This is a genomic window from Mariluticola halotolerans (assembly GCF_021611515.1).
GTDB classification, from domain to species: Bacteria; Pseudomonadota; Alphaproteobacteria; order Rhizobiales; family Devosiaceae; genus Mariluticola; species Mariluticola halotolerans.
The window spans coordinates 2887460-2912594 of record NZ_CP090960.1; the positions used below are offsets into that span (position 1 = coordinate 2887460).

Annotated in this window: 25 protein-coding genes; 12 read left to right on the forward strand and 13 right to left on the reverse strand. The window is 58.3% G+C overall.

The window, feature by feature from the left end; all coding sequences use genetic code 11:
- Positions 1–83: 83 nt before the first annotated feature.
- The 4 genes from L1P08_RS13775 to L1P08_RS13790 form a co-directional block, all read right to left on the reverse strand.
- The gene (locus L1P08_RS13775) at positions 84–1703 is read right to left on the reverse strand and encodes a peptidoglycan L,D-endopeptidase MepK (protein ID WP_303617567.1); all 1620 of its coding nucleotides are present in this window, start codon (positions 1701–1703) and stop codon (positions 84–86) included.
- Between the two features lie 167 nt (positions 1704–1870).
- Positions 1871–2308 carry an acyl-CoA thioesterase gene (locus L1P08_RS13780; RefSeq protein WP_303617568.1) on the reverse strand — a complete coding sequence of 146 codons (438 nt, stop codon included), beginning with the start codon at positions 2306–2308 and terminating at the stop codon, positions 1871–1873.
- Positions 2309–2324: 16 nt separating this feature from the next.
- Positions 2325–3971 (reverse strand): L,D-transpeptidase family protein, encoded by a 1647-nt coding sequence (locus L1P08_RS13785; RefSeq protein ID WP_303617569.1) that lies wholly within the window; start codon positions 3969–3971, stop codon positions 2325–2327.
- 158 nt (positions 3972–4129) lie between these two features.
- Positions 4130–5614 (reverse strand): sigma-54-dependent transcriptional regulator, encoded by a 1485-nt coding sequence (locus tag L1P08_RS13790; RefSeq protein WP_303617570.1) that lies wholly within the window; start codon positions 5612–5614, stop codon positions 4130–4132.
- A gap of 256 nt (positions 5615–5870) precedes the next feature.
- Here L1P08_RS13790 and L1P08_RS13795 point away from each other — a divergent pair, with 256 nt between their 5' ends.
- The 8 genes from L1P08_RS13795 to L1P08_RS13830 all read left to right on the forward strand — a co-directional run bounded on the left by L1P08_RS13795 (position 5871) and on the right by L1P08_RS13830 (position 14185).
- Entirely contained in the window at positions 5871–7697 is a 1827-nt protein-coding gene (locus tag L1P08_RS13795; RefSeq protein ID WP_303617571.1) for a M3 family oligoendopeptidase, read from the forward strand.
- Between the two features lie 128 nt (positions 7698–7825).
- Complete coding sequence (locus tag L1P08_RS13800; RefSeq protein ID WP_303617572.1) at positions 7826–7960, forward strand: aa3-type cytochrome c oxidase subunit IV; 135 nt, start codon at positions 7826–7828, stop codon at positions 7958–7960.
- 65 nt (positions 7961–8025) lie between these two features.
- Positions 8026–9354 (forward strand): Re/Si-specific NAD(P)(+) transhydrogenase subunit alpha, encoded by a 1329-nt coding sequence (locus tag L1P08_RS13805; RefSeq protein WP_303617573.1) that lies wholly within the window; start codon positions 8026–8028, stop codon positions 9352–9354.
- The gene (locus tag L1P08_RS13810; RefSeq protein WP_303617574.1) at positions 9355–9717 is read left to right on the forward strand and encodes a proton-translocating transhydrogenase family protein; all 363 of its coding nucleotides are present in this window, start codon (positions 9355–9357) and stop codon (positions 9715–9717) included.
- Between the two features lie 7 nt (positions 9718–9724).
- Complete coding sequence (locus tag L1P08_RS13815) at positions 9725–11128, forward strand: NAD(P)(+) transhydrogenase (Re/Si-specific) subunit beta (protein ID WP_303619580.1); 1404 nt, start codon at positions 9725–9727, stop codon at positions 11126–11128.
- A gap of 75 nt (positions 11129–11203) precedes the next feature.
- Complete coding sequence (locus L1P08_RS13820; protein ID WP_303617575.1) at positions 11204–11827, forward strand: LysE family translocator; 624 nt, start codon at positions 11204–11206, stop codon at positions 11825–11827.
- 79 nt (positions 11828–11906) lie between these two features.
- Positions 11907–13505, forward strand: coding sequence for a hypothetical protein (locus L1P08_RS13825; protein WP_303617576.1), 1599 nt, complete (start codon positions 11907–11909; stop codon positions 13503–13505).
- A 50-nt stretch (positions 13506–13555) separates the two neighbouring features.
- The gene (locus L1P08_RS13830; RefSeq protein WP_303617577.1) at positions 13556–14185 is read left to right on the forward strand and encodes a DsbA family oxidoreductase; all 630 of its coding nucleotides are present in this window, start codon (positions 13556–13558) and stop codon (positions 14183–14185) included.
- Between the two features lie 79 nt (positions 14186–14264).
- On the opposite strand, the gene rpsU is transcribed toward L1P08_RS13830, so the two are convergent.
- From rpsU to L1P08_RS13855, 5 genes are all read right to left on the reverse strand, one after another.
- Complete coding sequence (gene rpsU, locus L1P08_RS13835) at positions 14265–14498, reverse strand: 30S ribosomal protein S21 (protein ID WP_303617578.1); 234 nt, start codon at positions 14496–14498, stop codon at positions 14265–14267.
- A 152-nt stretch (positions 14499–14650) separates the two neighbouring features.
- Positions 14651–15748: a 5-(carboxyamino)imidazole ribonucleotide synthase gene (locus L1P08_RS13840; RefSeq protein ID WP_303617579.1), complete on the reverse strand. Its 1098-nt coding sequence runs from the start codon at positions 15746–15748 to the stop codon at positions 14651–14653.
- On the reverse strand, positions 15741–16205 hold the full coding sequence (gene purE / locus L1P08_RS13845) for a 5-(carboxyamino)imidazole ribonucleotide mutase (RefSeq protein WP_303619581.1): 465 nt from the start codon (positions 16203–16205) through the stop codon (positions 15741–15743). Before purE ends, L1P08_RS13840 begins: the two co-directional genes overlap by 8 nt.
- 104 nt (positions 16206–16309) lie before the next feature.
- Positions 16310–17026 (reverse strand): TetR/AcrR family transcriptional regulator, encoded by a 717-nt coding sequence (locus tag L1P08_RS13850; protein WP_303617580.1) that lies wholly within the window; start codon positions 17024–17026, stop codon positions 16310–16312.
- 190 nt (positions 17027–17216) lie between these two features.
- Positions 17217–17423 (reverse strand): YdcH family protein, encoded by a 207-nt coding sequence (locus L1P08_RS13855; protein ID WP_303619582.1) that lies wholly within the window; start codon positions 17421–17423, stop codon positions 17217–17219.
- Between the two features lie 183 nt (positions 17424–17606).
- Here L1P08_RS13855 and L1P08_RS13860 point away from each other — a divergent pair, with 183 nt between their 5' ends.
- Positions 17607–17780: a YdcH family protein gene (locus L1P08_RS13860; RefSeq protein ID WP_303617581.1), complete on the forward strand. Its 174-nt coding sequence runs from the start codon at positions 17607–17609 to the stop codon at positions 17778–17780.
- An 89-nt stretch (positions 17781–17869) separates the two neighbouring features.
- On the opposite strand, the gene L1P08_RS13865 is transcribed toward L1P08_RS13860, so the two are convergent.
- From L1P08_RS13865 to L1P08_RS13875, 3 genes are all read right to left on the reverse strand, one after another.
- Complete coding sequence (locus tag L1P08_RS13865) at positions 17870–18628, reverse strand: sulfite exporter TauE/SafE family protein (RefSeq protein ID WP_303617582.1); 759 nt, start codon at positions 18626–18628, stop codon at positions 17870–17872.
- A gap of 119 nt (positions 18629–18747) precedes the next feature.
- Positions 18748–20667 carry a monovalent cation:proton antiporter-2 (CPA2) family protein gene (locus tag L1P08_RS13870; RefSeq protein WP_303617583.1) on the reverse strand — a complete coding sequence of 640 codons (1920 nt, stop codon included), beginning with the start codon at positions 20665–20667 and terminating at the stop codon, positions 18748–18750.
- 126 nt (positions 20668–20793) lie between these two features.
- Positions 20794–21531 (reverse strand): DUF1013 domain-containing protein, encoded by a 738-nt coding sequence (locus L1P08_RS13875; protein ID WP_303617584.1) that lies wholly within the window; start codon positions 21529–21531, stop codon positions 20794–20796.
- Between the two features lie 214 nt (positions 21532–21745).
- On the opposite strand from L1P08_RS13875, the gene L1P08_RS13880 reads away from it, so the two are divergent.
- Together L1P08_RS13880 and rcdA are read left to right on the forward strand one after the other, a co-directional pair.
- Positions 21746–21934: a DUF1192 domain-containing protein gene (locus tag L1P08_RS13880; RefSeq protein ID WP_303617585.1), complete on the forward strand. Its 189-nt coding sequence runs from the start codon at positions 21746–21748 to the stop codon at positions 21932–21934.
- Positions 21935–22275: 341 nt separating this feature from the next.
- Positions 22276–22809: a protease adaptor protein RcdA gene (gene rcdA, locus L1P08_RS13885; protein ID WP_303617586.1), complete on the forward strand. Its 534-nt coding sequence runs from the start codon at positions 22276–22278 to the stop codon at positions 22807–22809.
- Positions 22810–22885: 76 nt separating this feature from the next.
- On the opposite strand, the gene rpmE is transcribed toward rcdA, so the two are convergent.
- A complete protein-coding gene (gene rpmE / locus L1P08_RS13890) occupies positions 22886–23107 on the reverse strand; it encodes a 50S ribosomal protein L31 (RefSeq protein ID WP_303617587.1) in 222 nt (73 codons plus the stop codon).
- A 198-nt stretch (positions 23108–23305) separates the two neighbouring features.
- Between rpmE and L1P08_RS13895 the strand changes: the two genes are divergently transcribed.
- Positions 23306–25129, forward strand: coding sequence for an ABC transporter transmembrane domain-containing protein (locus L1P08_RS13895; RefSeq protein WP_303617588.1), 1824 nt, complete (start codon positions 23306–23308; stop codon positions 25127–25129).
- Positions 25130–25135 lie beyond the last annotated feature (6 nt).

The window sequence follows — 25135 nt, forward strand, 5'->3', positions numbered from 1 at the left end:
GGCTTTGTAACGCACTTGCCGGTGATGTGACGATTCACATCAGGGGGCTTATGGGAAATTGTTCCAGCGGGGGCAAGTGTTTGTTAGCGGGAGGCAACCAGAAGCGGCGGCTTGGGCAGGAAGCGATGGCTATCGAGCCCCCAGGCAGTATCCGCGTCAAAGCTGGCCTTGTTGGTCTGGCGACCGATTTCGGTGGCCGGGTCAAAATCGGCCTCATCATGCTCGAAGATGACCGCATAGCGCTGGCTCGACATGGGGGCCGGATCAGCGAAAATCTCGGTCACATGGTCAAGGTCCGGGGCATGGAACACGCCTTGGCGGGTTTCGATCGGCAATTGCACAGCTTTAGCCTGGGCAAGCATTTTGGGCGCGCCGTTTTGCGTGACAGCAGTCCAGGTGCTTTCGATCAAGCTGCCCAGCGCGTCAAATTCGCCCGAGTTGGCAACCGAGGCGGTGCGGATCGCATCGGTGCTGGCCGGGCGCGCGATGGCGGGCTGTTTCGCATTCGCACTCGTTGCGGGAACAGCGCTGTTCCGCTCGATCAGTGCCTGCACAGCCTGCTGGGCGTCCAGCACAGGGGCATTGGCCGGTGCATAGGCGGCGACAAGCGAATTGGCGCGTTCAGCCGGCTGCGACATCAATGTGCGCGGTGCCGGGGCATCCTGCAGTGAGGCCACGGCGATTGTGCCCGCCGCACCATTATACTCGGCAGGTGCCGGTGTGGTTGTAAACAGGCCGCGTGGGCGGGCCGCAGGGAAAGGTGCGTCGGCGACAAGTGTGCCGGCGAAAAGGGGACGGGAGGCGGGAACCGGTGCGCTGGCCGGAATGCTTTTGGCCACTGTACGGGCAGGGGCGCTGGCAACGGCGGTTACCACATTGCCTTCTTCTTCGCCCTCGTCCTCGTCATTGCCGAACATCCAGCCCAGCAGGGTCTGTTTGGGCTTGCCGTCATCCTTGTCGTTGGCGCTGGCGAGGCGAATGCTGCTGCCGCTGCGGCCGTTACAGGGAACGGTGCGGCACTTTATCCATTGTGCCTTGGCAAACTGATAGCCCGAATTGGAGAGCGGCACGCCGTTTGTGGGAATGTGCAGGGTCTTGCCATCGGGAAAGATTTTTTCCAGCTGCGCTTTGGTCATGCGCGGCCATGCGCGCACATTGCCGGTGTCGAGATGCACGAAGGGGCTACCTGATGTCGGGTAATAACCCACGCCACCGACCTGCTTTTTCATGGCGATCTGGCGGAGCTTGCTAATGGAGACGCCGGGAATGAAGAAATCCATGGCCTGACCATGGGTGTGCTGGGAATTCTTGGCGACAGCGCTGGATTTGGAGCGCAGCATTTCGTTGGTTGCCGGGGCGCGATAGGCCGACACCACGTTAATGGGCTTTGTGGCCCCCGATTCCTGATAGACTTCCCAGACAAGATCGAACAATGCCGGATCCATCTTGGTCGGCTCGTTGCGGCGCCAGTCGCGCAGGAACTGGTTGAGCTGGGCGAGGCCCTTACTGTCATAGCGTCCATTGCGCTTGAAAGTAATTTTGGCCGTTTCTCTTGTGTGGGTATAGTAGAGATAGAGTGTGCGGTCGCCTGAGGCGGCGCTGGCAGGGATGCTCGCGGGCGGGAATACGGCTGCTATGGTGACGGAAAACGCCAGCAGGGCACGCAGAAAACGCTGCCAATATGTGTTGGTTTTTGTTCGCACGCCTGATGTAGCCCGATTGCCCAATGATCCCCGGTAGAAGACGCAAGATAGCATAAACTTCATTAGATTTTGTTAATGCTAACTGCGTGTCTATCCCGTTGATATATAGTTTAAAGCGGGCATAACCAAGGCATAAATCTTAACAAGCGTTAACGACTGATTGTTGGTTAACAAAAGGTTGCGTCACTAACTGTCTTGCTGCGCAGGCTGGCCAGTATTGTTTCCGGCATGGGGTGGGAACGTCTTGTCGTTCTGTTGGTCAGCACAATCGTGCTGGTGGCGCGGGCAACACATTGGCCGTTCTGGAACAGGGCCTGGGTGAACTGCACCGAACTGCGACCGATCCGGGCTATGCCGGTGCCGATATCCACCTGACCGGGCCAGAGTATCTCGCCAATAAAATCAATAGAGATATGGGCGAGCACAAAACCGAAGCCATCCTCCACCGGTACGGGGTTGTCCTGGTAGAGCAGGGTGACCCGGCCGGTCTCGAACAGTGTGGAGAAGACCGCATTGTTGACATGGCCAACGCTGTCGGTGTCGCCAAAACGCAATTTGTCGAAGGTGCGCCCGGGGAAGTCCGCGAGCGTTGGGAGTTCGCCCATTGAATAGCTGCCGGGATTAAACGCCCAGCAGGTCCTTCAGTTTTTTGTTGTGACCATAAACATCGCCATAGGAGCGGATCGAGCCGTCCATGTCGACGCGCAGGGTGAAATAGGTGAGATGCACCGGTATCTTGCGTTCCAGATTGTTCCAGCGCTCGCTCGGCCCCCGCTGGGATTCAAGGCTGGCCAGGGTCACCTTGGGTTCATGACGCAAAAGGGCTTCGGCGAATTCCCAGGGGTTTTGAACCCGCACGCAGCCATGGCTGAACGCCCGGAAGGAGCGCGAGAACAGCGATTTGGACGGGGTGTCGTGCAAATAGACATTGTGTGAATTGGGGAACAGGAATTTCACCGAACCCAGCGCATTGCTGCTGCCGGGGCGCTGCCTGATCCGGAAATTGTTCACATTGGTCGCTGACCAGTCGAATGCTGCCGCATCCACCACCTTGTTGCCGAACAGCAATTCCATATTGTTGCCGGCAATATAGCCCGGGTTTGAAACGAGTTGCGGGGCAATCTCATTGCTGGCGATGGACGGGGGGACGTTCCAGTAGGGATTGACCACGATATGCTTGATCATGTCCGAGAAAATCGGCGTCTTGTGCTTGGCTGTTCCCACAACGACGCGCGTTGTGTGAACGGGGGTATCGCCCTGCATCACCGCCAGGCGGAATTCAGGAATATTGACCATAACGCGGAAGTCGCCGATATCCTGGGGCATCCAGCGCCAGCGCTCCATATTGGCGATGATGTCGCCCTTTGAAGTGGCGCTGCCGCCATTGAGCGCCGCAATAGTTGCCGGCCCGGCAACACCGTCGACCTGCAATCCAAGATCGTCCTGGAAGGTCTCAATCGCTGCAACGATTTCGTCATCGTAAGTGATGTCGTCGGCATTAACGGGCAGGGGCAGGCCAAGGCGGGCGCGCATCAGGGGGACGCGCGCATCCTGCATGCCCAAACGCAAGGTTTTTCCGTCCGGGATAACGACCGGTTCCTTGGCGGTGCCGTCATAAAATCCGGCAAGTGCCTTTTTCAGCGCCAGAAATTCGCGATGGGTCGGCTCGAGCGAAGTCAGAAAAGCTGCCGGGTCGGCGCTTTCTGCCAGTTGCATGAGCAGATCGGATTCATCCAGCCGGTCCGGCTTGATGCTGATATCGCTGGCCACTCGGCGCGGATCAATGCGGCCGCTATGGGTATCGTTTGCGAAACGGATGGCGGCGGCGGAGAAGGCCGTCTCCAGCGCCGCAAGGCTTTCAGGATCGGTGCCTGCATTTCGCAGGTCGATGGCATCGGTGAGGTAATCGGCCGGATTAAGCCCGGTCAGTTCGGCCTGTTTGAAAACCGCGATGATTTTCTCGGCATTGTCCGAAAAGGCGATTTTGCCATTGGTGGTCTCGGTCAGCCAGAGCGGCTCGAAATGGCGGGCGCCATAGAAATAATAGAGTTTTTGCGCGTCCTTATAGGCGGCGCTGTCCTGACGGGCGGTGTAATAGGCATCGGCAAGGCCGGCCTTGATGGTTTTGGAAATCGCATTCTGTGGCGGCGCGATGACGACCCGGGTGGCTTCAATGCCAGCGACTGTTATTTTTTCCTGTGCCAGGCCAATCGGACCGGTTGCCAGAAATACAAATCCGGCAAAAATACCGGCCACCATCTTGCTCATGTGTGCTCCACGCCCGAACCACGAATAGTCGAACACCTATCCAATAATGATAGGTTTATGTCCGTTCGCATACTCTTCTATACGAGTAGCGTGAAGAATTGGTTCAAACAATCTGGTCGCGGCAATGTGACGAAAAATTGTTGCTTTGGTGCAACTAATCAGGCCGCGTCCTGTGTCATGCTCTCTTCAATCCCGTATTCCTTGAGCTTGCGATAAAGCGTTGAGCGGCCAATGCCGAGCGCGCGGGCGACCTGTGACATGTGGCCGTTATGGTGTTCGAGCGCGAAGATGATGAGGTCGCGTTCGAGCGCTGCAATGGAGGAAACCTCGCCCTCAGGGGTCAGAAAACGGTCGGTTGCCGGGGCAATGGCATCGCTTGCCTTGAGGATCAATGGCGCATCATCGATATGCACGGGCGTATTCTGCTGCGCGGTGAGCCGGGTGCGTGTCAGGGCATCCTCGCGGCCGGATATCTGTGCAAGAACCTGTGGAAAATCCTCGGCCTGCAGATAGGAATCCTCGGCCAGAACGATGGCACGGAACAGGGCGTTTTCAAGCTGGCGGATATTGCCCGGCCAGTTATAGCTTTTCAGCATGTCGAGCGCGTCGGGCGCTATGCCGTGAATGCGGCGGCTGGCTTCCGCGCCCAGTTTGGCAATGAAATGATCAACGAGGGCGGGCACATCGCCCATACGCTCGCGCAAGGGCGGCACATAGACGGGAAAGACATTGAGCCGGTAATAAAGGTCTTCGCGGAATGTGCCCTCACGCGCCATGTTGAGCAGGCGGCGATTGGTGGCCGAGATCAGGCGCACATTGACCCGTTTGGATTTTGCTGCCCCCACCGGCTCGATCTCGCCGTCCTGGATGGCGCGCAGTAGTTTGACCTGGGTTTCGGGCGCGAGTTCGCCAACCTCATCAAGAAACAGTGTACCGCCATTGGCCTCTTCGAACTTGCCGGCATGATCGGCATGGGCACCGGTAAAGGCACCTTTGACATGGCCGAACAGGGTGGATTCCACCAAATGGGCGGGCAGGGCGCCGCAATTGACGGTGATGAAGGGTTTTGAGGCGCGTTCGCCCATGCCCTGGATGGCGCGCGCGATCAGCTCCTTGCCGGTGCCGCTTTCGCCTTCGATCAGCACGGGAATGGTGCTTTTGGCCGCCTTTTGTACCAGTTCAAGGGTGCGGGCCATGGCCGGGCTGCCGGTGATGATGTCGTTGAGGCCGACCGTGCCGTCGCGGCGGGCACGGGCAGTGCGCACCGCGTTTTCCAGATGGTCGAGTTTCAAGGCGTTGCGCAGCGAAATGGTCAGGCGTTCCGGGGCGACGGGTTTGACAAAAAAGTCAGACGCGCCGTGGCGCATGGCGGAGACAATTGTTTCAAGCGATGAACTGGCGGTCTGGATGATGACGGGGACCGCAATGTTTTCGCGGCGCATGGCTTCGAGCACGCCCATGCCGTCGAGTTCGGGCATGACAAGATCGAGAATCATGACGCCAATCGCGCTGTCCGTGCGCAGCAGCGACAGGGCTTCCTGGCCGTTTTGTGCGGTAAGCGCGTCAAAGCCGGCGCGCGCTGCGACTTCGGCTGTCAGCCGAAGCTGTACGGGTTCATCATCGACAATAAGAACTTTGGTCATCGCACCACTAAACTAGTACCCACACACTCTACACACCGCATTTTCGCAAGAATCGCGATGTGTCGTTTTGGGGCACAATAGGCTCGGGCGCTTAACAGGGTTTTAATCACGTTGATCAGTTTGCAGCGGGTTGGCAGCGTCCGGGGCTGTGATAAGGTCGCGCCCGCCGGAGCCATATGTGTTTTGATCCTCTCAATGCCGATGCTCTGCCTGAAATTACGACATGACGAAGACCGCAGCCGACCGGAGAAAACGAATGAATGACCTGCCACGCGCCCCAGAGGCGTCCGCGCAAAAAGGGCACAACAGTTTTGGCAATTTGCCGGAATGGGATCTCAGCGACCTCTATCCGGGGATGGATTCGCCGGAGCTGAAGGCAGGGATCAGCCAGGCCGAGGATGATGCCACAGCTTTTGAAGCGACCTTCAAGGGCAAGCTTGAAGCGCTGGCGAAGGATGGTGGGCTGGTCAATGCGGTTACCGCCTATGAAACGCTTGGCGACCTGACCGGGCGCATCGCTTCATTTGCCTATCTCAATTATGCGCAGAACACGGCCGATGCGGATCGCGCCAAATTTCTCGGTGATGTGCAGGAAGCGCTGACCAATCTTTCCTCCAAGCTGATTTTCTTTTCGCTGGAGATGAACCGGATTGATGATGGCGTGCTTGAAAAGGCGTTTGAAAAAGATGCCGCGCTGAAGCGTTACAAGCCCTGGTTTGATGAATTGCGCAAGGCCAAGCCCTATCAGCTGGAAGACCGGGTGGAGGAATTGTTCCACGACAAGTCCGTCACCGGGCGGGGTGCCTGGAACCGGTTGTTCGACGAGACCATGGCCAGCCTCAAGTTCAATCTGGAAGGCGAGACGGTTGGGCTGGAAACCATCCTGACGCAATTGACCGATCGCGAAGAGAAAAAGCGCGAGCCGGCTTTCCACGAACTCTCTTCGGTTTTGACCGAGAACAAGCGGCTGTTCACCCACATCACCAATGTGCTGGCCAAGGACAAGGAAATATCCGACCGCTGGCGCAAGTTCGAGGATATTGCCGATAGCCGCCATCTGGCCAATTCGGTTGAGCGTGAAGTGGTCGATGCGCTGGAGAATTCCGTGCGCGCCGCCTATCCGCGTCTGTCGCACCGCTATTATGCGATGAAGGCGAAGTGGTTCGGCAAGGATCAGCTCAATGCCTGGGACCGCAATGCGCCGCTGCCGACCAGCGATGAGCGGATTTTTGACTGGGAAACAGCGAAATCCACAGTTCTTGATGCCTATGGCAAATTCTCACCCAAACTGGTGGAAATCGCCGAGCCGTTTTTCGATTCCGGCTGGATCGATGCGCCGGTCAAGCCGGGCAAGTCGCCGGGTGCTTTCGCCCATCCCACCGTGCCGAGCGCGCATCCCTATTTGATGCTCAATTATCTCGGCAAGGCGCGGGATGTGATGACGCTGGCCCATGAACTGGGGCATGGGGTGCACCAGCGCCTGGCCGCCGCGCAGGGCCCCTTGATGGCCTCAACGCCGTTGACACTGGCTGAAACTGCCAGTGTTTTCGGGGAAATGCTGACATTCCGTTCGCTACTGGCGGCAGCTGAATCGCCCAAGCATCGCTTTGCCATGCTGTCCCAGAAAGTGGAGGACATGCTCAACACCGTGGTTCGGCAGATCGCGTTCTATTCATTCGAGCGCAAGGTGCACACGGCGCGGCGCAAGGGTGAACTCAAGACCGAAGAACTCAATGAAATGTGGCTGGAGGTCTCGCGGGAAAGTCTTGGGCCGGCAATCAAGCTCAATGACGGTTATGAGATTTTCTGGGCCTATATTCCGCATTTTATTCACTCACCCTTCTACGTTTATGCATACGCATTCGGTGACTGCCTTGTGAACTCGCTTTATGCACAGTATGAGAAGGCGAATGACGGGTTTGCCGAACGATATTTCGATCTGCTCAAGGCGGGTGGATCGCAGCATCACTCGGAATTGCTCAAGCCATTCGGGCTTGATGCGCGTGATCCCGATTTCTGGTCGCTCGGCCTCTCGATGATCGAGGGCCTGATCGACGAACTTGAGGCGACACAGCCTCAATAAAGCGGTTCCGGCTACCGGAGCTGTGATTGGTCAAGACCCGGAGCTCCGGTTTCATTCCTTGTGAAGCCGGGTTTCCGGACGGGTGTTTTCACCCGGTAGATGAAGTGCATATTCGCCAGGGGGATTTGATGGCACGAAAACCAACCGCCGACGACTTCAAGGAACATGAACGCACCTATGACGGGTTTATCCGCTTCGGCAAATGGTCCGTTGTGGCGCTCGCGATCATGATGGTTGCCTTGTATTTTCTCATCAATCCCTGATCTGGGGCTGAGAGACGGACGTTTGGCCGCATCATGGGGTCAATCCAGATCAGCAGGAGACATTTATGAAGATAGCGATTTCGCGGGAGCGGTTTGCGGGGGAAACCCGGGTTGCCGCCACGCCGGAGACCGTGGCTAAACTGGTTGCTTTGGGCGCTAGTGTCACTGTCGAGAAGGGCGCAGGTGCCAGTTCGCGCATTCTTGACGCAGAGTATAAGGCGGCAGGCGCGAGCATTGCAGCCACAGCGGCCGCGACCGTCAAGGGTGCCGATGTGGTGCTGGCCGTGCGCCGGCCGACACCGGCCGCCGTGTCCGGTGTTGCCAAGGGTGCGCTGGTGATCGGTGCCATGGACCCTTATGGCAATGAGAAGGATATTGCCGCGCTGGCCAAGGCCGGTGTCACTGCCGTGGCGATGGAATTCATGCCGCGCATTACCCGTGCGCAGGTGATGGATATATTGTCCTCGCAGGCCAATCTCGCCGGCTATCAGGCGGTGATTGAAGCGGCCACAGCCTTTGAGCGCGCCATGCCGATGATGATGACGGCGGCGGGCACTGTGCGCCCGGCCAAGGCGTTCGTGATGGGGGCCGGTGTTGCCGGTCTGCAGGCGATCGCCACAGCCAAACGGCTGGGTGCTGTTGTCTCGGCGACCGATGTGCGCCCGGCCTCCAAAGAACAGGTTGAATCGCTTGGCGGCAAGTTTGTTGCGGTTGAGGATGAAGAGTTCAAGCAGGCGGAAACCGCCGGCGGCTATGCCAAGGAAATGAGCAAGGCATATCAGGCCAAACAGGCCGAGCTCGTGGCCAGTCATATCGCCAAGCAGGATATCGTCATCACCACGGCGCTGATCCCGGGCCGTCCGGCACCGCGCCTCATCACCAAACAAATGGTTGAATCGATGGCACCGGGCTCGATCATTGTCGATCTCGCGGCAGAGCGGGGCGGCAATTGTGAGATGACGCAGCCGGACAAGATCGTCACCCACAAGGATGTGACGATTATCGGCTTTACCAATATGGCGGGGCGTATCGCGACCTCGGCTTCCAATCTTTATGCGCGCAATCTGGTCGCCTTCCTTGAGACCCTTGTGGACAAGGAAAAAAAGGCGCTCAAGATTGACTGGGAAGACGAGCTGGTCAAAGCGACCGTTCTGACCCGTGATGGCGCTGTTGTGCATCCGGGCCTTCTGGCGGCCAAGCCGGCACCGGCTGCAGCAAAGAAGCCTGCGGCTAAAAAGGCGGCCCCGGCTGCCAAGCCTGCAGCGAAGAAAGCGGCGGCAAAGCCTGCAGCAAAACCCGCTGCAGCCAAAAAGCCAGCGGCGAAAAAGGCTGCTCCGGCAAAGACCGCCCCTGCAGCGAAAACCGCCCCCGCGGCCAAGACCGGAGACAAGTAAATGGAACAGAGTTCGGAACAGGCAATCGACCTGATGAGCGCGGCCGCCCATGCGGCTTCGGGCGGGGCAATCGACCCGTTTATCTTCCGGCTGGCAATTTTTGTGCTGGCGATCTTTGTGGGCTATTTCGTTGTGTGGTCGGTAACCCCGGCGCTGCACACCCCGCTGATGAGCGTGACCAATGCGATCTCCTCGGTGATCGTTGTCGGTGCGCTTTTGGCGGTTGGCGTACACTTGGCGGCAGACGGCAACTGGATTTCCAAATTGTTTGGCTTTCTGGCGCTGATCTTTGCCTCGGTAAATATCTTTGGCGGATTCCTCGTCACCCAGCGCATGCTGGCCATGTACAAGAAGAAGGGCTAGCACCATGATTTCTGCAAATATTGCGGCCGTTCTCTATCTCGTTGCCGGCGTATTGTTCATTATGGCCCTGCGCGGCCTTTCCAGCCCGTCAACCGCCCGTCGCGGCAATACCTATGGCATGGTCGGCATGACCATTGCGGTGTTGACGACCCTTGCGGTTGCCAACCCCTCGGACATGCTCAGCTGGGCCCTGATCGTTGGCGGTATCGCCATTGGTGGCGGCATTGGCGCTGTCATGGCAAAACGTATCGCCATGACCGACATGCCGCAGCTGGTTGCAGCCTTCCACTCGCTGGTGGGTCTTGCGGCTGTGTTTGTGGCGGCGGCAGCGCTTTATGCGCCTGACGCCTTCGGCATTGCCACCGATGGGCATATTCACGCCCAGGCGCTGGTGGAAATGAGCATTGGTGTTGCCATTGGTGCCTTTACCTTTACCGGTTCGGTCATCGCCTTTGCCAAGCTCAACGGCAATATGTCGGGTCGTCCGATCATCCTGCCGGCACGCCATGTCATCCATATTGTGATGGGTCTGGTACTGCTGGCGCTGGTCTGGCAGTTCACGATCACCGCTGATCCGGTCCTGTTCTGGGCGATTACCGTTCTGGCACTGGTGCTGGGTGGGTTGATGATCATCCCGATTGGCGGCGCTGACATGCCGGTTGTGGTCTCGATGCTCAATTCCTATTCGGGTTGGGCGGCGGCGGGCATCGGCTTTACGCTGGGCAATACCGCGCTGATCATCACCGGTGCGCTGGTGGGGTCCTCGGGTGCCATTCTCTCCTACATCATGTGCAAGGCGATGAACCGTTCGTTCATCTCGGTCATTCTCGGTGGCTTTGGTGGCGACACATCGTCTGCCGGTGCCGGCGAAGAAGAGACCCGGCCGGTCAAGCAGGGTTCTGCAGATGACGCGGCCTTCATGATGAAGAATGCCGGCAAGGTCATCATTGTGCCCGGTTACGGCATGGCGGTGGCGCAGGCCCAGCACGCGCTGCGTGAAATGGCGGATCTGCTCAAGGCCGAAGGCGTTGAGGTCAAATATGCCATTCATCCGGTGGCAGGCCGCATGCCGGGGCACATGAACGTGCTCTTGGCGGAAGCCAATGTGCCTTATGATGAGGTGTTCGAGCTTGAGGATATCAATTCCGAGTTCGCCCAGTCGGACGTGGCTTTTGTGATCGGTGCCAATGATGTCACCAATCCCTCGGCCAAGACCGACAAGACCTCGCCGATCTATGGCATGCCGGTTCTCAATGTCGAGGATGCAGGCACGGTGCTGTTCATCAAGCGTGGCATGTCAGCCGGTTATGCCGGTGTGCAGAACGAATTGTTCTTCCGCGACAACACCATGATGCTGTTCGGCGATGCCAAGAAAATGACCGAAGACATCGTCAAGGCCTTTGCACATTAGGCGCGCCTGAAAAGCAATGTTAAGAAAAAGGGGAACAGCTTGTTCCCCTTTTTTTGTGCGCCATGGTGAGACCGCATGCTGATACCTGCTGAAACACTTCTGGCGTTTTTCATTGCCTCGATTGCCATCGAGCTGACGCCGGGGCCGAACATGGTCTATCTGGCGCTTCTTGGGGCACAGAGGGGGCGTGCAGCGGGTTATGCAGCTGTTGCGGGGGTTGCCCTGGGGCTCTTGGTCATCGGCCTTTTGGCGGCATTTGGCGTTGCCACGCTGATTTCGGAAAACCGTGCCCTTTATGAAGTGCTGCGCTGGGGCGGGGTGCTTTATCTGGTGTGGCTGGCATGGGACAGCTGGCGCGAAACGCTGCTGCCGCCCGAGCAGGCGACCATGCAGCACAAGCTGCCGGTGTTTTTCCGTCGCGGGCTGATTACCAATCTGCTGAACCCCAAGGCGGCGCTGTTTTATATTACCGTATTGCCGCTATTCGTTGCCGCCGCTGAACCCTTGATGCCGCAAACGGTGGTGCTCACCCTGGTCTATGTGTTTGCCGCCACTTTGGTGCATACCTTGATCGTGACGGGTGCCGGCAGTTTTACGCGGCTATTTGCCAATCAGCGCTGGCGGCGGGGGCTGGGGCTGGTGTTTGCGCTGCTGCTGGTGGGGGTTGCGATCTGGCTGGCATTCAAGACAGCAGCCTGATCCGGCACAGGGCCAGCTTTTGGGTTTACATGCGCCGCCAAATGTGGCGGTCTGCCCCGGACTTTGGGAGGACGCGGATATGGCCAGAGCAGCATCGGGTAGCACCGGGCAGATAGACGAACACAAGCCGATCAAGCGACAGGCAATTGTGGTGGTACACGGGCAGGGCGAACAGCGCCCGATGGGCACGATCCGCGACTTTGTCAAAGTGCTCTGGCAGTTCAACCCCGAGGTGCGCCCTGAGAGCGAAGCCCCGCATGCGCCCGAGCAGGACGATCCGGGCCGCGACATCTGGATTGTGCCGGATGACAAGGGCGGGCTGTTTGAATTGCAGCGCATCACCACGCCGCTGCACAAGGACCGCAAAACCGATTTCTTTGAACTCTATTATGCCGACCTGCTCAATGACACGCCCCTGCGCAATCTCTGGCGCTGGATGCGGCGGCTGTTGTGGATTGATCCCACAGATGTGCCGGGCGATTTGCGCGGACCCTGGACGGTGTTCTGGGTATTCAGCCTGATTGCTGTGGCGCTGTTCTGGGTGGCTGCTCTGTCCCTCGAACAGTTTGTGCATACGGACTGGCTGGCGGTCGCCTTTGAACCCAGGGCCCATATCGCCCTCGGCGTCAGTGCGGTTGCGCTGATTGTATTGCTCTTGCCAAAATTCTTTCACAGTTTCGGCTTTTTAGGGCGGGTGCCGCTCTGGGCAATTGTCGGCGTGTTCGCCGGTTCGGCTTTATGGACCTATGCCGGCTATCCGGCGGCCTGGGCCATGGTTTTATTGCTGATTGAATTCTATCTGGCCCGGCGGTTTCTTTTGCCCTATTTCGGCGATGCGGCGAGCTATCTGAGTGCACAGACCGAGACGGTGCAAAGTCGGCAAAGCGTGCGTAATCGCGGGCTGCGCCTGTTGCGGGCGCTGCATGATGACCCCGCTTATGACCGTATCGTTGTTGTGGCCCATTCGCTGGGTACGGTGCTGGCCTATGATATCCTGCATATTCTGTGGCGGCAGGTCGGCCCCACCAAGGATAATCCGCCCGATAATGCGGAGGCACTCAAGGCCGTTGATGCGTTTGTTGCCTCGCGTGAGGGCAAAGGCTGGACGCCGGAAGACGTGGCCGCCTATCAGGCGCTGCAGTGGACTGCATTCAATCATTTGCGGCAGCAAAAGCCGGTTGCGCCCAAGGCGGGCAAGGTGGCCCGTTTGTCCGGCTGGAAGGTCAGTGATTTTGTGGCCCTTGGTTCACCCCTTGCCAGCGCCCAGTTCCTGATTGCCGAGGGGCGGGAAGATCTGGACCGGATGAAACAGCAGCGGGTGCTGCCTACCGCGCCGCCTGAATCCTATAATTCAGATTTTCGCAGCGTTTATAAATACAAAGGACATGAAGTTGCGCACCATGCCGCCGTGTTCAGCACGGTGCGCTGGACCAATATCTATGATCCGTTCAGTCCATACTTCTTTTTGTTCGGCGACCCGATCAGCGGGCCGGTTTCGGGCAAGGACAGATTTGGCGACGCCATTCGTGACGAGAAGGTCGAGATCCATCACTCGGGCATTGCGCCGCGCTTCTTTACACATAGTTATTACTGGACCGAGACCAGTCCGGACTGGACACAGCCAGCCGATCACATCAAAACGCTGCGCAAAGCGGTCGGGATTGATCGCTTGCCATAACGCTGCGCGCGCCCCACATAGCGTTCAGGGACGCGTGCAAGGAGAACCAGATGCTCAAAATAGACCTGTTTTCTGACCCGGCATGCCCCTGGTGCCTGTTGGGGCTGGCCCGGCTCGACAAGGCGATCGCCGCCTTGCCTGCCGGCACCGAAATCGAGATTGAACACCATCCCTATCTCCTTGATGCCAATGCGCCTGAAGAAGGGGAAGACGTGGTGGAGATGCTGCGCCTCAAATACGGTAACGATCCTTATGAAATGTGGGATCATCTGGAAGAGCAGGCGCGGGCAAGTGGCATTGATCTTGATATGCGCAAGCAGCCCATGCGCTATGCCACGCAAGCCGCCCAGGCGCTGATTGCAGCGGCCCGGGCCAAAGGCACCCAGCACAAGCTGGCGCGGGCCATTGGGGATGCCTATTACCTCGATGCGCTGAATATTGCCGATGCCGATGTGCTGGTGCCGATCGCAGAAGAGCATGGCTTTGCGGCAGAGGAAGCACGGGCGATTGTGACGGACAGGGCGCGGTTCAAGGCCATTGAAGCGGCGGCCGCCCATGCGGCACAACAGGGCATTCGTGGTGTGCCGTTTTTCGTCTTTGACCAGAAGCTGGCACTTTCCGGGGCACAGCCGGAAGAGGTGTTCACCCGCACGCTTGAACAGGTGCTCGAAGAGAACTAGTGCCGCCCGCAAATGCCGGACAATGAAAAACGCCGCCCCCGAAAGGGAGCGGCGTTTTCAATGCAAACTGCAATCAAGCCTAGTGGCGGCCAGCTGCGGAAGGAGCGGCAAGACCGCCTTCGCGCTGCGCGCGCTTGCGGGCCAGCTTGCGGGCGCGACGAACGGCCTCGGCTTTCTGGCGTGCCCGCTTCTCGGAGGGCTTCTCGTAATAGTTACGCAGCTTCATCTCGCGGAAGACACCTTCGCGCTGAAGCTTCTTTTTCAGCGCCCGAAGCGCCTGATCGACATTGTTATCGCGTACAACTACTTGCAAAGGTCATCCGCCCTTTCAAAGCTCATCAAAAATCTGTTGGATCAAAACACCAGGATCACAGACCCCGGCGCCAACCAGCTGTGCCGGTTACCGTGGGCCGCGTGAATAGCAGAAGGTTTTGGTATTGTCCACAACCATGGGGCGAGTCCGGGCTATTTAGTGCCAATGGCCGTATTTACCCGGTTTATATGGCCCATTTTACGCCCCGGACGGGCTTCCGCCTTGCCATAAATGTGCGGTTGGGTGCCGGGAACCAGCATTTCGCCAATGGCGTGAATCTCGTCGCCGATCAGGTTTTCCATCACCACATCCGCCAAACGGGTGGTATCGCCGAGAGGCCAGTTGCAAATGGCGCGGATATGCTGCTCGAACTGGTCTGTCAGGCACACAGCCTGCGTCCAGTGGCCGGAATTATGGACGCGGGGTGCGATTTCGTTGACCAGAAGGGTCGGGCCATCGTCTCCGGGTACCACGAAGAACTCAACACCGAGAATGCCGACATAATCGAGTGCGTCAGCGATTCTCGCGGCCATATCGCCTGCCGCTTTCGCCGTTTCGGCACTGATGTTGGCGGGAACCGTGCTGGTTTTGAGAATGTGGTTTTCGTGAATGTTCTCGGCCGGGTCAAAAGCGCGGGTCTCGCTGCGGGCATTGCGCGCGACAATAACCGATATTTCCCGCTCAAAGGGTACAAAGGCTTCCAGCACTAGTTGCTGGCCTTCAAGATCGGCAAAAGCTGTTGCCGCATCGGCTTTGGCGCGGATCATGCGCTGTCCCTTGCCGTCATAGCCAAGCCGTGTGGTTTTCAGAACGGCGCGTTCGCCGATTTCGCCGAGCGCTTCAACCAGCGCGTCCAATGTGTCGACCGCGCGGTACGGGGCGACGGGGATGGCGTTGTCGGTGAGAAAGCGTTTTTCAACCAGCCGGTCCTGCGAGACGGCGAGTGCCCGGGTGCCGGGGGCAAGCGGCTTTAACCCCTCGAGAAAGGCGGCTGTTTCAACGGGCACATTCTCGAATTCATAGGTGATGACGTCCACGGCATCGGCAAAGGCTTTCAGCGCTGCCCTGTCGTCATAGGCCGCGACGGTTTTCAGCGGCGTGACATCGAATGCCGGGCTTTGCGGGTCCGGGCAGAAAATATGGGTTTTCATGCCGAGCTGGGCGGCGGCTGTGGCCAGCATGCGCCCCAATTGCCCGCCACCGAGAATGCCGATGGTGGAGCCGGAGGGCAGGAGTTGGGTATTAGTCATTGTCTACCGGAAATTCAGGGATGCTGGCGGTCTGGGCGCGGCGGAATTCTGCGAGATTTTCAACGATTTCGTCGTTTGACAGGCTGAGCACCGAGGCGGCCAGCAAAGCGGCGTTGATGGCACCGGCCTCACCAATGGCGAGTGTGCCCACGGGAATGCCGCCGGGCATTTGCACGATCGAGAGCAGACTGTCCTGACCGCTCAATGCCTTGGAGCGCACAGGCACACCAAAAACGGGCAGGGTGGTCATGGCGGCAATCATGCCGGGCAAATGGGCTGCGCCGCCTGCGCCAGCAATGATGACCTTGAAGCCGTCGTCGCGGGCTGAATGGGCAAAATCCCACATGCGCTGCGGGGTGCGATGGGCGGAGATGATCCGCGCCTCATAGTCGATCTTGAGGGTATCAAGTGTCTCGGCAGCCATGCGCATGGTCGGCCAGTCAGACTGGCTGCCCATGACAATCGCTACAGGTGGTGAGGTGAACACGGCGCGCCCCCGAATGCTGTGCAAAAAGAGCGTTTAGGGGAAAAACGGATTTTGTTCAAGTAAGGGCGGCGCGTTTACTCTGCGGCAGTGGCGTGCAGGCATTGGGATCCGGTGGATAATGCGCGCAGAAAGTCGTCATTGCATGCATCAAGGCTGCCATCGGGCAGGCCAAGAATGCGGTCAATGGTGATCGCGGTGAAGCGCATTCTTTCTGCCAGTTCTGCTATGGCCGCCTCGCGTTCAGCTTCGCCCGTGGCGGTAAAAATCGCCGCAACCGCCTCCCGGTTGCTGGCGCCGAGCAGCAGAATGGTGTCTGCGGCCCATTCTGGGCTGGGGGTGTTAAACGTCTGTTCGGCCACACCCTCGGTAATGATCCGGGTCAGGACGGGTTTGACGACCTCGATCATGGTTGTGTGGATGCGGTGAAAAAGCGGTACGTTGTCGACACGGAACAGGGTCTCGAATGTGCGCATGATCCGCAGGCTTTCATTCTCCTTGCGCTTGCGCGCCAGCTCCAGAAAGCGTTTCAGGCGGGCAAAGGAATCAAGGGTCGGGTCCTCAAGCACGCTTTGGGCATCTGCCGCTGTTTGCAGAACGTGCTGCCGGGCGATGGCCGCGAGCAGGTCCTCCTTGGCGGTGAAGTGGTGGTAAAACGCGCCTTTCGAAATTCCCACAGCCGCGATCACATCATTGACGGTCGTTGCCTCATACCCTTGCGTGATGAACAGGTTCATCGCTGCCTCGATGATTTCGGCCTTGCGTTCTTCGGCAGGTTTAACGATGCGGGGCATGAGCGGCCTGATGTTTATTCGTTGCGATGAATATCCGCGCCAGCTAATAGACCGGCGGTCGGTCTGTTAAAAAATTCCTAACGCGTGTTGCCGGTTCTGGCAACCGGGAAAAACCGGAAACATTTGGTCGCGCACACCAGGGGCCTGGGCAATCGGACCGGCAACGAATCGGTTATGGTGCGTAGTGCACCTAGGCGATTATGTCGGGGAGCAGGATATCTTCGAGCTGGGTGATGCGGTCCTTGATCATCAGCTTTTTCTTTTTCAGGCGCTGCAGCATCATGGTGTCGGCGGTGCCTGTGCTGATCAGCGCATGAATTGCGGCGTCGAGGTCGGAGTGCTCCTGCCGCTTGGCAACCAGTTCAAGCTCCAGATTCGCGCGCTCTTCGCGGGTCATTTCCAGCATGGATCATTCCTGGTACAGCCATGGTCACGCCAGCCGACGATAGACGACCGAACGCGCTATTGGGTAGCCGATCACTTCACAATTTGCACGGGATTTTCCGTTCGTGTCTTCATGGCTCGACAAGACATGAATTTTTTGTGACGATGCGGTGTCCATCTCTTGAGAGGAGTTGTCATGACCACAGAAGGCCACATCGCCGCATTGGAACGGCGTCATACCGAACTGGAGCGTCAACTGGAGGAGGCATTACGGCACCGGTCGCTCGATGACCTGCACGTATCCGACCTCAAGCGACGTAAACTGGAAGTCAAGGATGAACTCGTAAAGCTACAGCGTAACGCGGCTTAAAACGCCGGCGTATTTTCCCGCTGTGCCGGGAGGAAGGCCACGGCAGATGCCGTGGCTTTTTTGTTGTCCTGAGAGCGGTGCTGCTGTCCTCAGATGCCGAAAGTACCCCGCCCGCCATCATAGATAAGCTTGAGCGCGAGCAGAAATATCAACACGTAAGTCATGCGGTAGAACAGTTCTACTGGTACAACCCGCACGAGCCGCAGGCCGACAAAAATGCCGATAAAGGCGACTGGCAACATCATTACCGACAGTTCGAGATTGCCGGGAGACAGTTGTCCCAGAAAGTAATAGGGGACAAGTTTCACCGCATTGACCATGGCAAAAAACCAGGCCGCCGTGCCCGCAAACATGGCCGGGGAGAGCCGTTGTGGCACCATATAGATCTGGAATGGCGGGCCGCCCGTGTGCGAGACGAAACTGGTGACACCGGCCATTGTGCCCCAGAATATGCCGGCTGGCCGGGACACGCCGGTTTGCAGTTTCTGGCGTATCGGCAACCAGGCGTCGAGCACGAAAATCAGGCTGATCAGGCCAATGGCCAGCGCCACGGCGGCGTCAGACACCATGGCGGAGGTCAGCCAGCCAAGGCCAATGCCCGCCAGCGCACCGGGCAGCAGTACCTTCAAATTGGGCCAGTGCACCTCGCGGCGAAGCGAGATCAGCGCCACGGCATCCATGACCAGCAGCACGGGCAAGACCATGCCGGCTGCGTCGCGCGCGGGCATGACAAAGGTCAAAAGGGGCACAGATGCAGCGCCTATCGAGGGCAACAGGCCGGATTTGGAAATGCCGCTCAAAAAAAGGGCAAGGGCGCAAACCGCCAGAAACACAGGATCAATTGTCATTGAAAAACAGACCTTAGGGAAGGTGTCCATAGGGCATTCATGGCGCTGGCTTGTCAACCAGCCGACATGCTGGGCGATTGCAAGACCTTGAATTCAGGCGCTTGGGTCAGTTCTTTGGTTCAGTTCTTGGCGTCCTGTTCGCCGCCATCCCCGGCAGGCTCGGGTGGGCTTTCAAAATTGCCTTCGGGGTCGGGGTGGTCGTCATCCGTGCTCGCCTTTTCGTCGTCAGCGTCGCGGATATCGGCGATCATGACTTCGTTCAGCAATTCGGTGGACTGGCGCAAATAGCCGATATAGGCGTCCTGATCCTGGCGTAGGGCCCAGCTTTCCCGCAGGACACGGCGATCGTGCCGGGCAAAGGCGTTGCCCAGATCTGTGGCGCGTTGCGGGCTATAGCCCAACAGGGTGAGCACCTGCGTGCCCAGCCCGAGCGCTGAGCGGAACGTTTCACGCTCCCAGACATCAACGCCGATATCCATCAATTCATGGGCATGAGGGCGGTCGATGGCGCGGGCGGCAATCTTGGCCTTGGGGAAATTGCGCTTGATCATGTTGGCGATATTGAGAATGCGTTCGCGCCCGGCCACGGCAATCACAATCAGTTCCGCCTCGGCAGCGCCTGCCGCATCGAGAATATCCACCCGGCCGCCATCGCCGTAAAACACCTTGACCCCGAAGCGCTTGACCAGATCGATCTGGGAGGGGTCGTCGTCAATCAGGGTCATTTCATAGCCTTGTGCGCGCAACAGGCGGGTCACGATCTGACCAAAGCGGCCATAGCCTAAAATGATAATCTTCTTGTGTCCCTCGATGGGCTCCATATCGGGCCGGGGCAGCACGGGAGAATTAAGCCGCGGGGCGACAAGCTTGTCGAAGGCAAACAGCAATAGGGGGGTGACGGCCATTGAAAGCGCGACAATGACGGTCAGGATTTCCAGTTCGAGGGCGGTGATGCCGCCGGTGCTGCCTGCGAATTGCAGCAATACGAATGCAAATTCGCCCGCCTGGCTCAAAAGTATCGTTGTCAGCAACCGGTCGGCCATATGCATGCGGAACAGGCTGGCGAGCGTGAAAATGATCAACGCCTTGACCGTGACCAGCCCGAGGACTGCGCCAAGTATCAATGTGGGGTGGGCGACGAGCACGGAAAACGTGATCGAGGTGCCCACGGAGATGAAAAACAGGCCAAGCAGCAGGCCCTTGAATGGCTGGAGATTGCTTTCAAGTTCGTGGCGGTATTCGCTGTCGGCCAGCAAGACACCACCCAGAAAGGCACCGAGGGCGGCGGAAAGGCCGATTGATTCCATGAGCAGGGCGGCCCCGATCACCAGCGCCAGCCCCAGTGCGGTGAAGGCTTCACGCACACCGGTCTGGGCGACAAACCGCATCACGGGCCGCACCAGATAGCGCCCGCCGATTATGGTGATGGCGAAGGCGGCGACGATTTGCAGCGCTGTCAGCCAGTCGACACCATGCTGGATCACCTCAGTGGCATGTTCGCCATCAGCGGGCGGGATGCCGCTGCCGACCGCCAGAAGCGGAATGACGGCCAGCATGGGAATGACGGCGACATCCTGCAACAGCAGGATTGCAAGGCTGCCGCGTCCGGCATCGGTTGGCATGATGCCGCGCTGGGTGATGATGTTGAGGGCAATCGCTGTGGACGACATGGTCAGCGAAAAGGCGATGATCAGGCTGGCCTGCCAGCTTAGCCCCAGCCAGTAATCAATCACTGCCAGAACCAGTGCTGTGCCGAACAGCTGGGTAATGCCCAGCCCGGCAATCTTGGAGCGCATCCGCCAGAGTTCAAGCGGCTGCAGTTCCAGCCCGATGAGGAACAGCATCATCACCACGCCGAATTCGGCAATGTGACGCACGGTTTCGCTGTCGGAAATCAGGCCAAGACCATAGGGGCCGATCAGGACACCGGCCAGAAGATAGCCGAGAATAGTGCCCAGTCCCGCCGCCTTGGCCAGCGGCACCAGCGCCACGGTTGCAGCCAGCAGAACAAAAATGGCCAGCAGGAGATTATTCTCCATGGCCGGCCATCCCGTATGTGCCGAACAGGTCGGCACGTATTTGTATTTTACAAAGCGGGGATACGGCCATCATTCACCAAAATTATTTGGCAAATGATGGAATGAATAGGGTCCCCGTTCAATGCCTTATTCGTCGTCAGCTTCGTTTTTGAGCGAGGTCAGTTTGGCAAAAACCGAATCCGCGTCAAAGTCGTCCTGATTTTCGTGGCTCTCGCGGCCCTCGTTTTCGGTGTCGCCATTGAGGGCTGCATCTTTCTCAGCCATGACGCGCGCGGCGCTCGAGAGCGCTTCTTCAGCGGTCAGCAGCATGGTGCCGTTATCAGCTTCATCCGGCGTGTTGCCGCCCTTGGCCGCCTTTTTGACTTCCATATCGAGGTCAATCTGGGTGCAAAGGCCAAGGGTTACCGGGTCCATTGCCGTCAGGTTGGCAGCGTTCCAGTGCGAACCTTCACGCACGGCCTCAATTGTTGTTTTGGTCGTGCCGACCAGACGCATGATCTGCGCGTCCTTGAGTTCGGGATGGCTGCGCACCAGCCACTTGATTGCGCCGGGGCGTTCATTGCGGCGGGAGATCGGCGTGTAACGCGGTCCCTTGCGCTTGGCCTGGGCAACAACGACTTTGGGGTCCGACATTTTCATGCGGTAAGCGGGGTCAGCTTCTGCCTTGCTGATCTCTTCACGTGTCAGCTGGCCATTGTTGAGCGGGCTGGCACCCATGATGCCGCCAGCAACGTCGCCATCGGCAATGCCCTGAACCTCAAGCGGGTGCAGGCTGCAGAATGCGGCAATCTGATCAAAGGTCAGCGCGGTATTGTCGACAAGCCACACGGCAGTGGCTTTTGGCATCAAAAGAGCTGTGGCCATAGTCAATATCTCCTCGTGGTGCGCCCCGGGATCTTCCGGAACGCCCCGCCTCTTGGCATCATTGCTGAGGGGGAATTTGAAACTTATATAATCCGCGTCGGTCCGTTTCGCAATCAGCATATGCGGGTTTTCTCGCTTTGTTACCATCGGGATTTGCGGCATGATCCTGATCCGTGGCAGGTGGGGCAGGTGATTTTGGCAATGGAGGTCAGGGATGATGGATGATGAGGGCAGGCCGGAAAAACCGGTAGACCACGTGGTCGGCATGGTGCTCGACGCCTTGTCGATTGAGGAGCTGGAGGCGCGCATTGTTGTGCTTGAGGGCGAGATCGTGCGGATCAGGGAAGCGATCGCCAGCAAGACGGCAACAAAATCCGCTGCCGATGCGATATTCAAGCTGTGACCAAACAACGTGCAAATTCATAGGGTTGACGGTGTGTGAAGCAGCAGGGTTAAGAGAGTCCCACCTGTTAACGTGTAATTAAGAGGTTTGCAGTAACCTTTTCATGTCCGGTTCTTCCGGACCTACAGAGCGGTTTCTCCCTCTGTTTGACGCCTCCCTGTTAACTTTCGAGAGCCGTTTCGACGGCTCTTTTTTCTTGTCCAAAATTCTGGCGGGAAAGGGCATTGGCGCATGTGCATATTAAGCTTGTTGAAAGCCGGATGATGTCAAATAGGTGACGCAGCGCCATTTGCGGCGTAAGATCTGCACATTCGATATTTCAAATTTTTGGCTGGAAACGCGTGGAAAACAAACAGGACAGGCCCGGCGCGGTTGCCATCGGCCCCCGATTTATTGCATCGGGCGGGTTCGATGCGCTTTATCGCGAAGGCATGGCCCTGATTGAAGAGGTTGCCGCCTATCTGGATGGTGCGGGACGGGGAGACAGCCGCAACCTGCCGCGCGATGCCTCTTTCGTTTATGCCACTGAGTCGATGCGGCTCACCACAAGGTTAATGCAGATTGCCTCCTGGCTGCTTTTGCAGCGCGCGGTGCATGAAGGCGAGATCACGCCGGAGAACGGGCGCGCCGAGAAAGCCAAGGTGAAATTTTCCGCTACCCCGTCGGATCGCGGGGGACCGGGCTGGGACGAGTTGCCCCCGGCATTGACCGATTACATTGCCAAGGGTGACCGGCTTTATGAGCGGGTTGTGCAATTCGACAAGCTGGAGCGCGGGGAGGTGCCGCGCGATACTGATGCCAGCCGGGCGAATGGTGTGGCCGATCAGATGTCCCGGTTGCAGTCCGCTTTTGGTCTTGGGGCCCGGGTCAAATAGCTTACCCGTCTGAGACAAACAAAAAACCCGGCCAGTTGGCCGGGTTTTTTTATACTCGTCAGGCTTTGGCCCGGATTTAACCGAGGATGCCCTTGAACTTTTCCTTGAACCGGGAGACGCGGCCGCCGCGGTCGACAAGGTGGCCCGAGCCACCGGTCCATGCCGGATGGGTCTTGGGATCGATATCGAGCTGAAGGGTGTCCCCTTCCTTGCCGTAGGTCGAACGTGTTTCGTATTCGGTACCGTCGGTCATCACAACCTTGATGGTGTGATAGTCCGGATGGATATCCTTTTTCATCGCTTCACCCTCAAATCAAACGGGCGCAAAGGCGCCCGGGGAGCATTCACTTAACTGGTTGGCGGGCTTTCTACAGAAACAATACGCAAACTGCAAGAGGTGTGACGGTTTGCCTTGCCGGATGGTGCAAACGCCGGTTGCAGGCATAAGCGCCAGTGCCTATGTAGGAGCATCTCCACAAACAGGCATGGCCGATACATGACCGATAGTACAGCGCAAAATGTGACGGCCGGACAACGCGGACCCTCGGAAGTCGAGGCTCCCGCCAAGGATATCAAGCCTTTGCGTCGTCTGGTGCCGTTTCTCATGCGCTATCCGGTGCGGCTGTCTCTGACGATTGTCTTCCTGTTGGTGGCAACGATTGCCTCTCTCTCGATCCCCCTGGCAACAGGCAGTCTGATCGACGAGGGTTTTATTTCGCAGAACCTGGATAATGTGACCCAATACGGGGTCGGCATTGTTTTGCTCGCGGGAATCATGGCGGTGGCCAGTGGTGCGCGATTCTATTTCATTTCGGTGATCGGCGAACGCATCCTGACCGATCTGCGCACCGCCGTGTTCGATCACATGCTCAGCCTTGATGCGACTTTTTTTGATACGCACCGTGTGGGCGAACTGACCTCCCGGCTCAATTCCGATGTGGCGATCATCCGCAGCGCCATTGGTTCGAGTGCCTCGCTGGCCTTGCGCTCGCTTGTGACGATCGCGGGGGCCGTGGTGATGATGTTCCTGACCGCGCCAGAACTGGCGCTGGCCGTGGTGCTGATCATTCCCGCCATTGTGGTGCCGATGGTCTTTCTTACCCACCGTTTGCGCGGCATGTCGCGCCGCACCCAGGATGCGATTGCCGATATTTCCGCGATGGCAACGGAGAGCCTTGGTGCGATCCGCACCATCAAGGCCTTTGTGCAGGAAGGCGCGCAGTCCGCTTCGTTTGGCAAATGGTCAGAGGTCAGTTTCCAGGCCGAGCGCCGCCGGTTGCTGATGCGTTCGTTTCTCGTGGCCGTGGTCATCTTTCTGGGCGCCGCCGCCATCGTTCTACTGGTCTGGTGGGGCGCCCGCGCCGTGTTTGAGGGCAGTGTGACCGCCGGGCAGCTGACCCAGTTTCTGATTTTCGCGCTGATGGCCGCCGGTTCGCTGACCAATGTTTCCGAGGTCTGGGGGTCGTTGCAAGCAGTCGCCGGATCGACCGAGCGCCTGATTGAAATTCTCGACACCGAGCCGGGATTGCCGATTGCCGCAAAGCCCAAGGAAATGCCGCTGCCGCCAAAAGGTACGGTCAAGTTCGACAAGGTCGGGTTTGCCTATCAGACGCGTGACAATGAGACGGTCCTTGATAATCTGAGTTTTGAGGTCGAGCCGGGCGAAACGGTTGCGCTGGTTGGGGCCTCGGGGTCCGGAAAATCCACTGTCTTTGCCCTGTTGCAGCGCTTTTATGACGTGAAAAAAGGCACGGTCAGTGTCGATGGGCTGGATGTGCGCGATGTGTCGCCGTTCGAATTGCGCAAGCGCTTTGCCTATGTGGAGCAGGAATCGATGATGTTCGCGGGCACGATTGCCGAGAACATCCGTTTCGGCAAACCAGAGGCGACCGATGCGGAAGTGATGGCGGCGGCACAGGCCGCTCTTGTCGATGAATTCGTTGGCGGCCTGCAAAATGGCTATGAATCGATTGTCGGCGAGCGCGGTGTCATGCTCTCAGGCGGCCAGAAGCAGCGTATTGCCATTGCCCGGGCCCTGCTCAAGGATGCCCCCATTCTGCTGCTTGACGAGGCCACCAGCGCGCTGGACGCGCAAAGTGAGCATCTGGTGCAGGAAGCGCTGGAACGGCTGATGGAGGGGCGCACATCGATCGTGATCGCCCATCGTCTGGCAACCATTCGCGATGCGAACCGCATTCTTGTGCTCGATAGCGGTCACCTGATCGATCAGGGCACCCATGATGAACTGGTTGCCAAGGGCGGGCGTTATGCCGAGCTGGCAAAATTACAGTTCCATTATCAGGATGGCGCGCTGGCTTGATGCGCG

Excerpts from the sequence above, each read along its gene's own strand:
- L1P08_RS13790 (WP_303617570.1), bottom strand. The coding sequence starts at position 5,614 with ATGACCAAAGTTCTTATTGTCGATGATGAACCCGTACAGCTTCGGCTG.
- L1P08_RS13850 (WP_303617580.1), bottom strand. The coding sequence starts at position 17,026 with ATGCCCCGCATCGTTAAACCTGCCGAAGAACGCAAGGCCGAAATCATC.
- L1P08_RS13855 (WP_303619582.1), bottom strand. The coding sequence starts at position 17,423 with ATGACCCGCGAAGAGCGCGCGAATCTGGAGCTTGAACTGGTTGCCAAG.
- rpmE (WP_303617587.1), bottom strand. The coding sequence starts at position 23,107 with ATGAAAAAGGATATCCATCCGGACTATCACACCATCAAGGTTGTGATG.
- L1P08_RS13795 (WP_303617571.1), top strand. The coding sequence starts at position 5,871 with ATGAATGACCTGCCACGCGCCCCAGAGGCGTCCGCGCAAAAAGGGCAC.
- L1P08_RS13820 (WP_303617575.1), top strand. The coding sequence starts at position 11,204 with ATGCTGATACCTGCTGAAACACTTCTGGCGTTTTTCATTGCCTCGATT.
- L1P08_RS13825 (WP_303617576.1), top strand. The coding sequence starts at position 11,907 with ATGGCCAGAGCAGCATCGGGTAGCACCGGGCAGATAGACGAACACAAG.
- L1P08_RS13860 (WP_303617581.1), top strand. The coding sequence starts at position 17,607 with ATGACCACAGAAGGCCACATCGCCGCATTGGAACGGCGTCATACCGAA.
- L1P08_RS13840 (WP_303617579.1), bottom strand. The coding sequence starts at position 15,748 with ATGACTAATACCCAACTCCTGCCCTCCGGCTCCACCATCGGCATTCTC.
- L1P08_RS13865 (WP_303617582.1), bottom strand. The coding sequence starts at position 18,628 with ATGACAATTGATCCTGTGTTTCTGGCGGTTTGCGCCCTTGCCCTTTTT.
- L1P08_RS13780 (WP_303617568.1), bottom strand. The coding sequence starts at position 2,308 with ATGGGCGAACTCCCAACGCTCGCGGACTTCCCCGGGCGCACCTTCGAC.
- L1P08_RS13785 (WP_303617569.1), bottom strand. The coding sequence starts at position 3,971 with ATGAGCAAGATGGTGGCCGGTATTTTTGCCGGATTTGTATTTCTGGCA.
- L1P08_RS13805 (WP_303617573.1), top strand. The coding sequence starts at position 8,026 with ATGAAGATAGCGATTTCGCGGGAGCGGTTTGCGGGGGAAACCCGGGTT.
- L1P08_RS13810 (WP_303617574.1), top strand. The coding sequence starts at position 9,355 with ATGGAACAGAGTTCGGAACAGGCAATCGACCTGATGAGCGCGGCCGCC.
- L1P08_RS13880 (WP_303617585.1), top strand. The coding sequence starts at position 21,746 with ATGATGGATGATGAGGGCAGGCCGGAAAAACCGGTAGACCACGTGGTC.
- purE (WP_303619581.1), bottom strand. The coding sequence starts at position 16,205 with ATGGGCAGCCAGTCTGACTGGCCGACCATGCGCATGGCTGCCGAGACA.
- L1P08_RS13895 (WP_303617588.1), top strand. The coding sequence starts at position 23,306 with ATGACCGATAGTACAGCGCAAAATGTGACGGCCGGACAACGCGGACCC.
- L1P08_RS13875 (WP_303617584.1), bottom strand. The coding sequence starts at position 21,531 with ATGGCCACAGCTCTTTTGATGCCAAAAGCCACTGCCGTGTGGCTTGTC.
- L1P08_RS13870 (WP_303617583.1), bottom strand. The coding sequence starts at position 20,667 with ATGGAGAATAATCTCCTGCTGGCCATTTTTGTTCTGCTGGCTGCAACC.
- L1P08_RS13800 (WP_303617572.1), top strand. The coding sequence starts at position 7,826 with ATGGCACGAAAACCAACCGCCGACGACTTCAAGGAACATGAACGCACC.
- L1P08_RS13830 (WP_303617577.1), top strand. The coding sequence starts at position 13,556 with ATGCTCAAAATAGACCTGTTTTCTGACCCGGCATGCCCCTGGTGCCTG.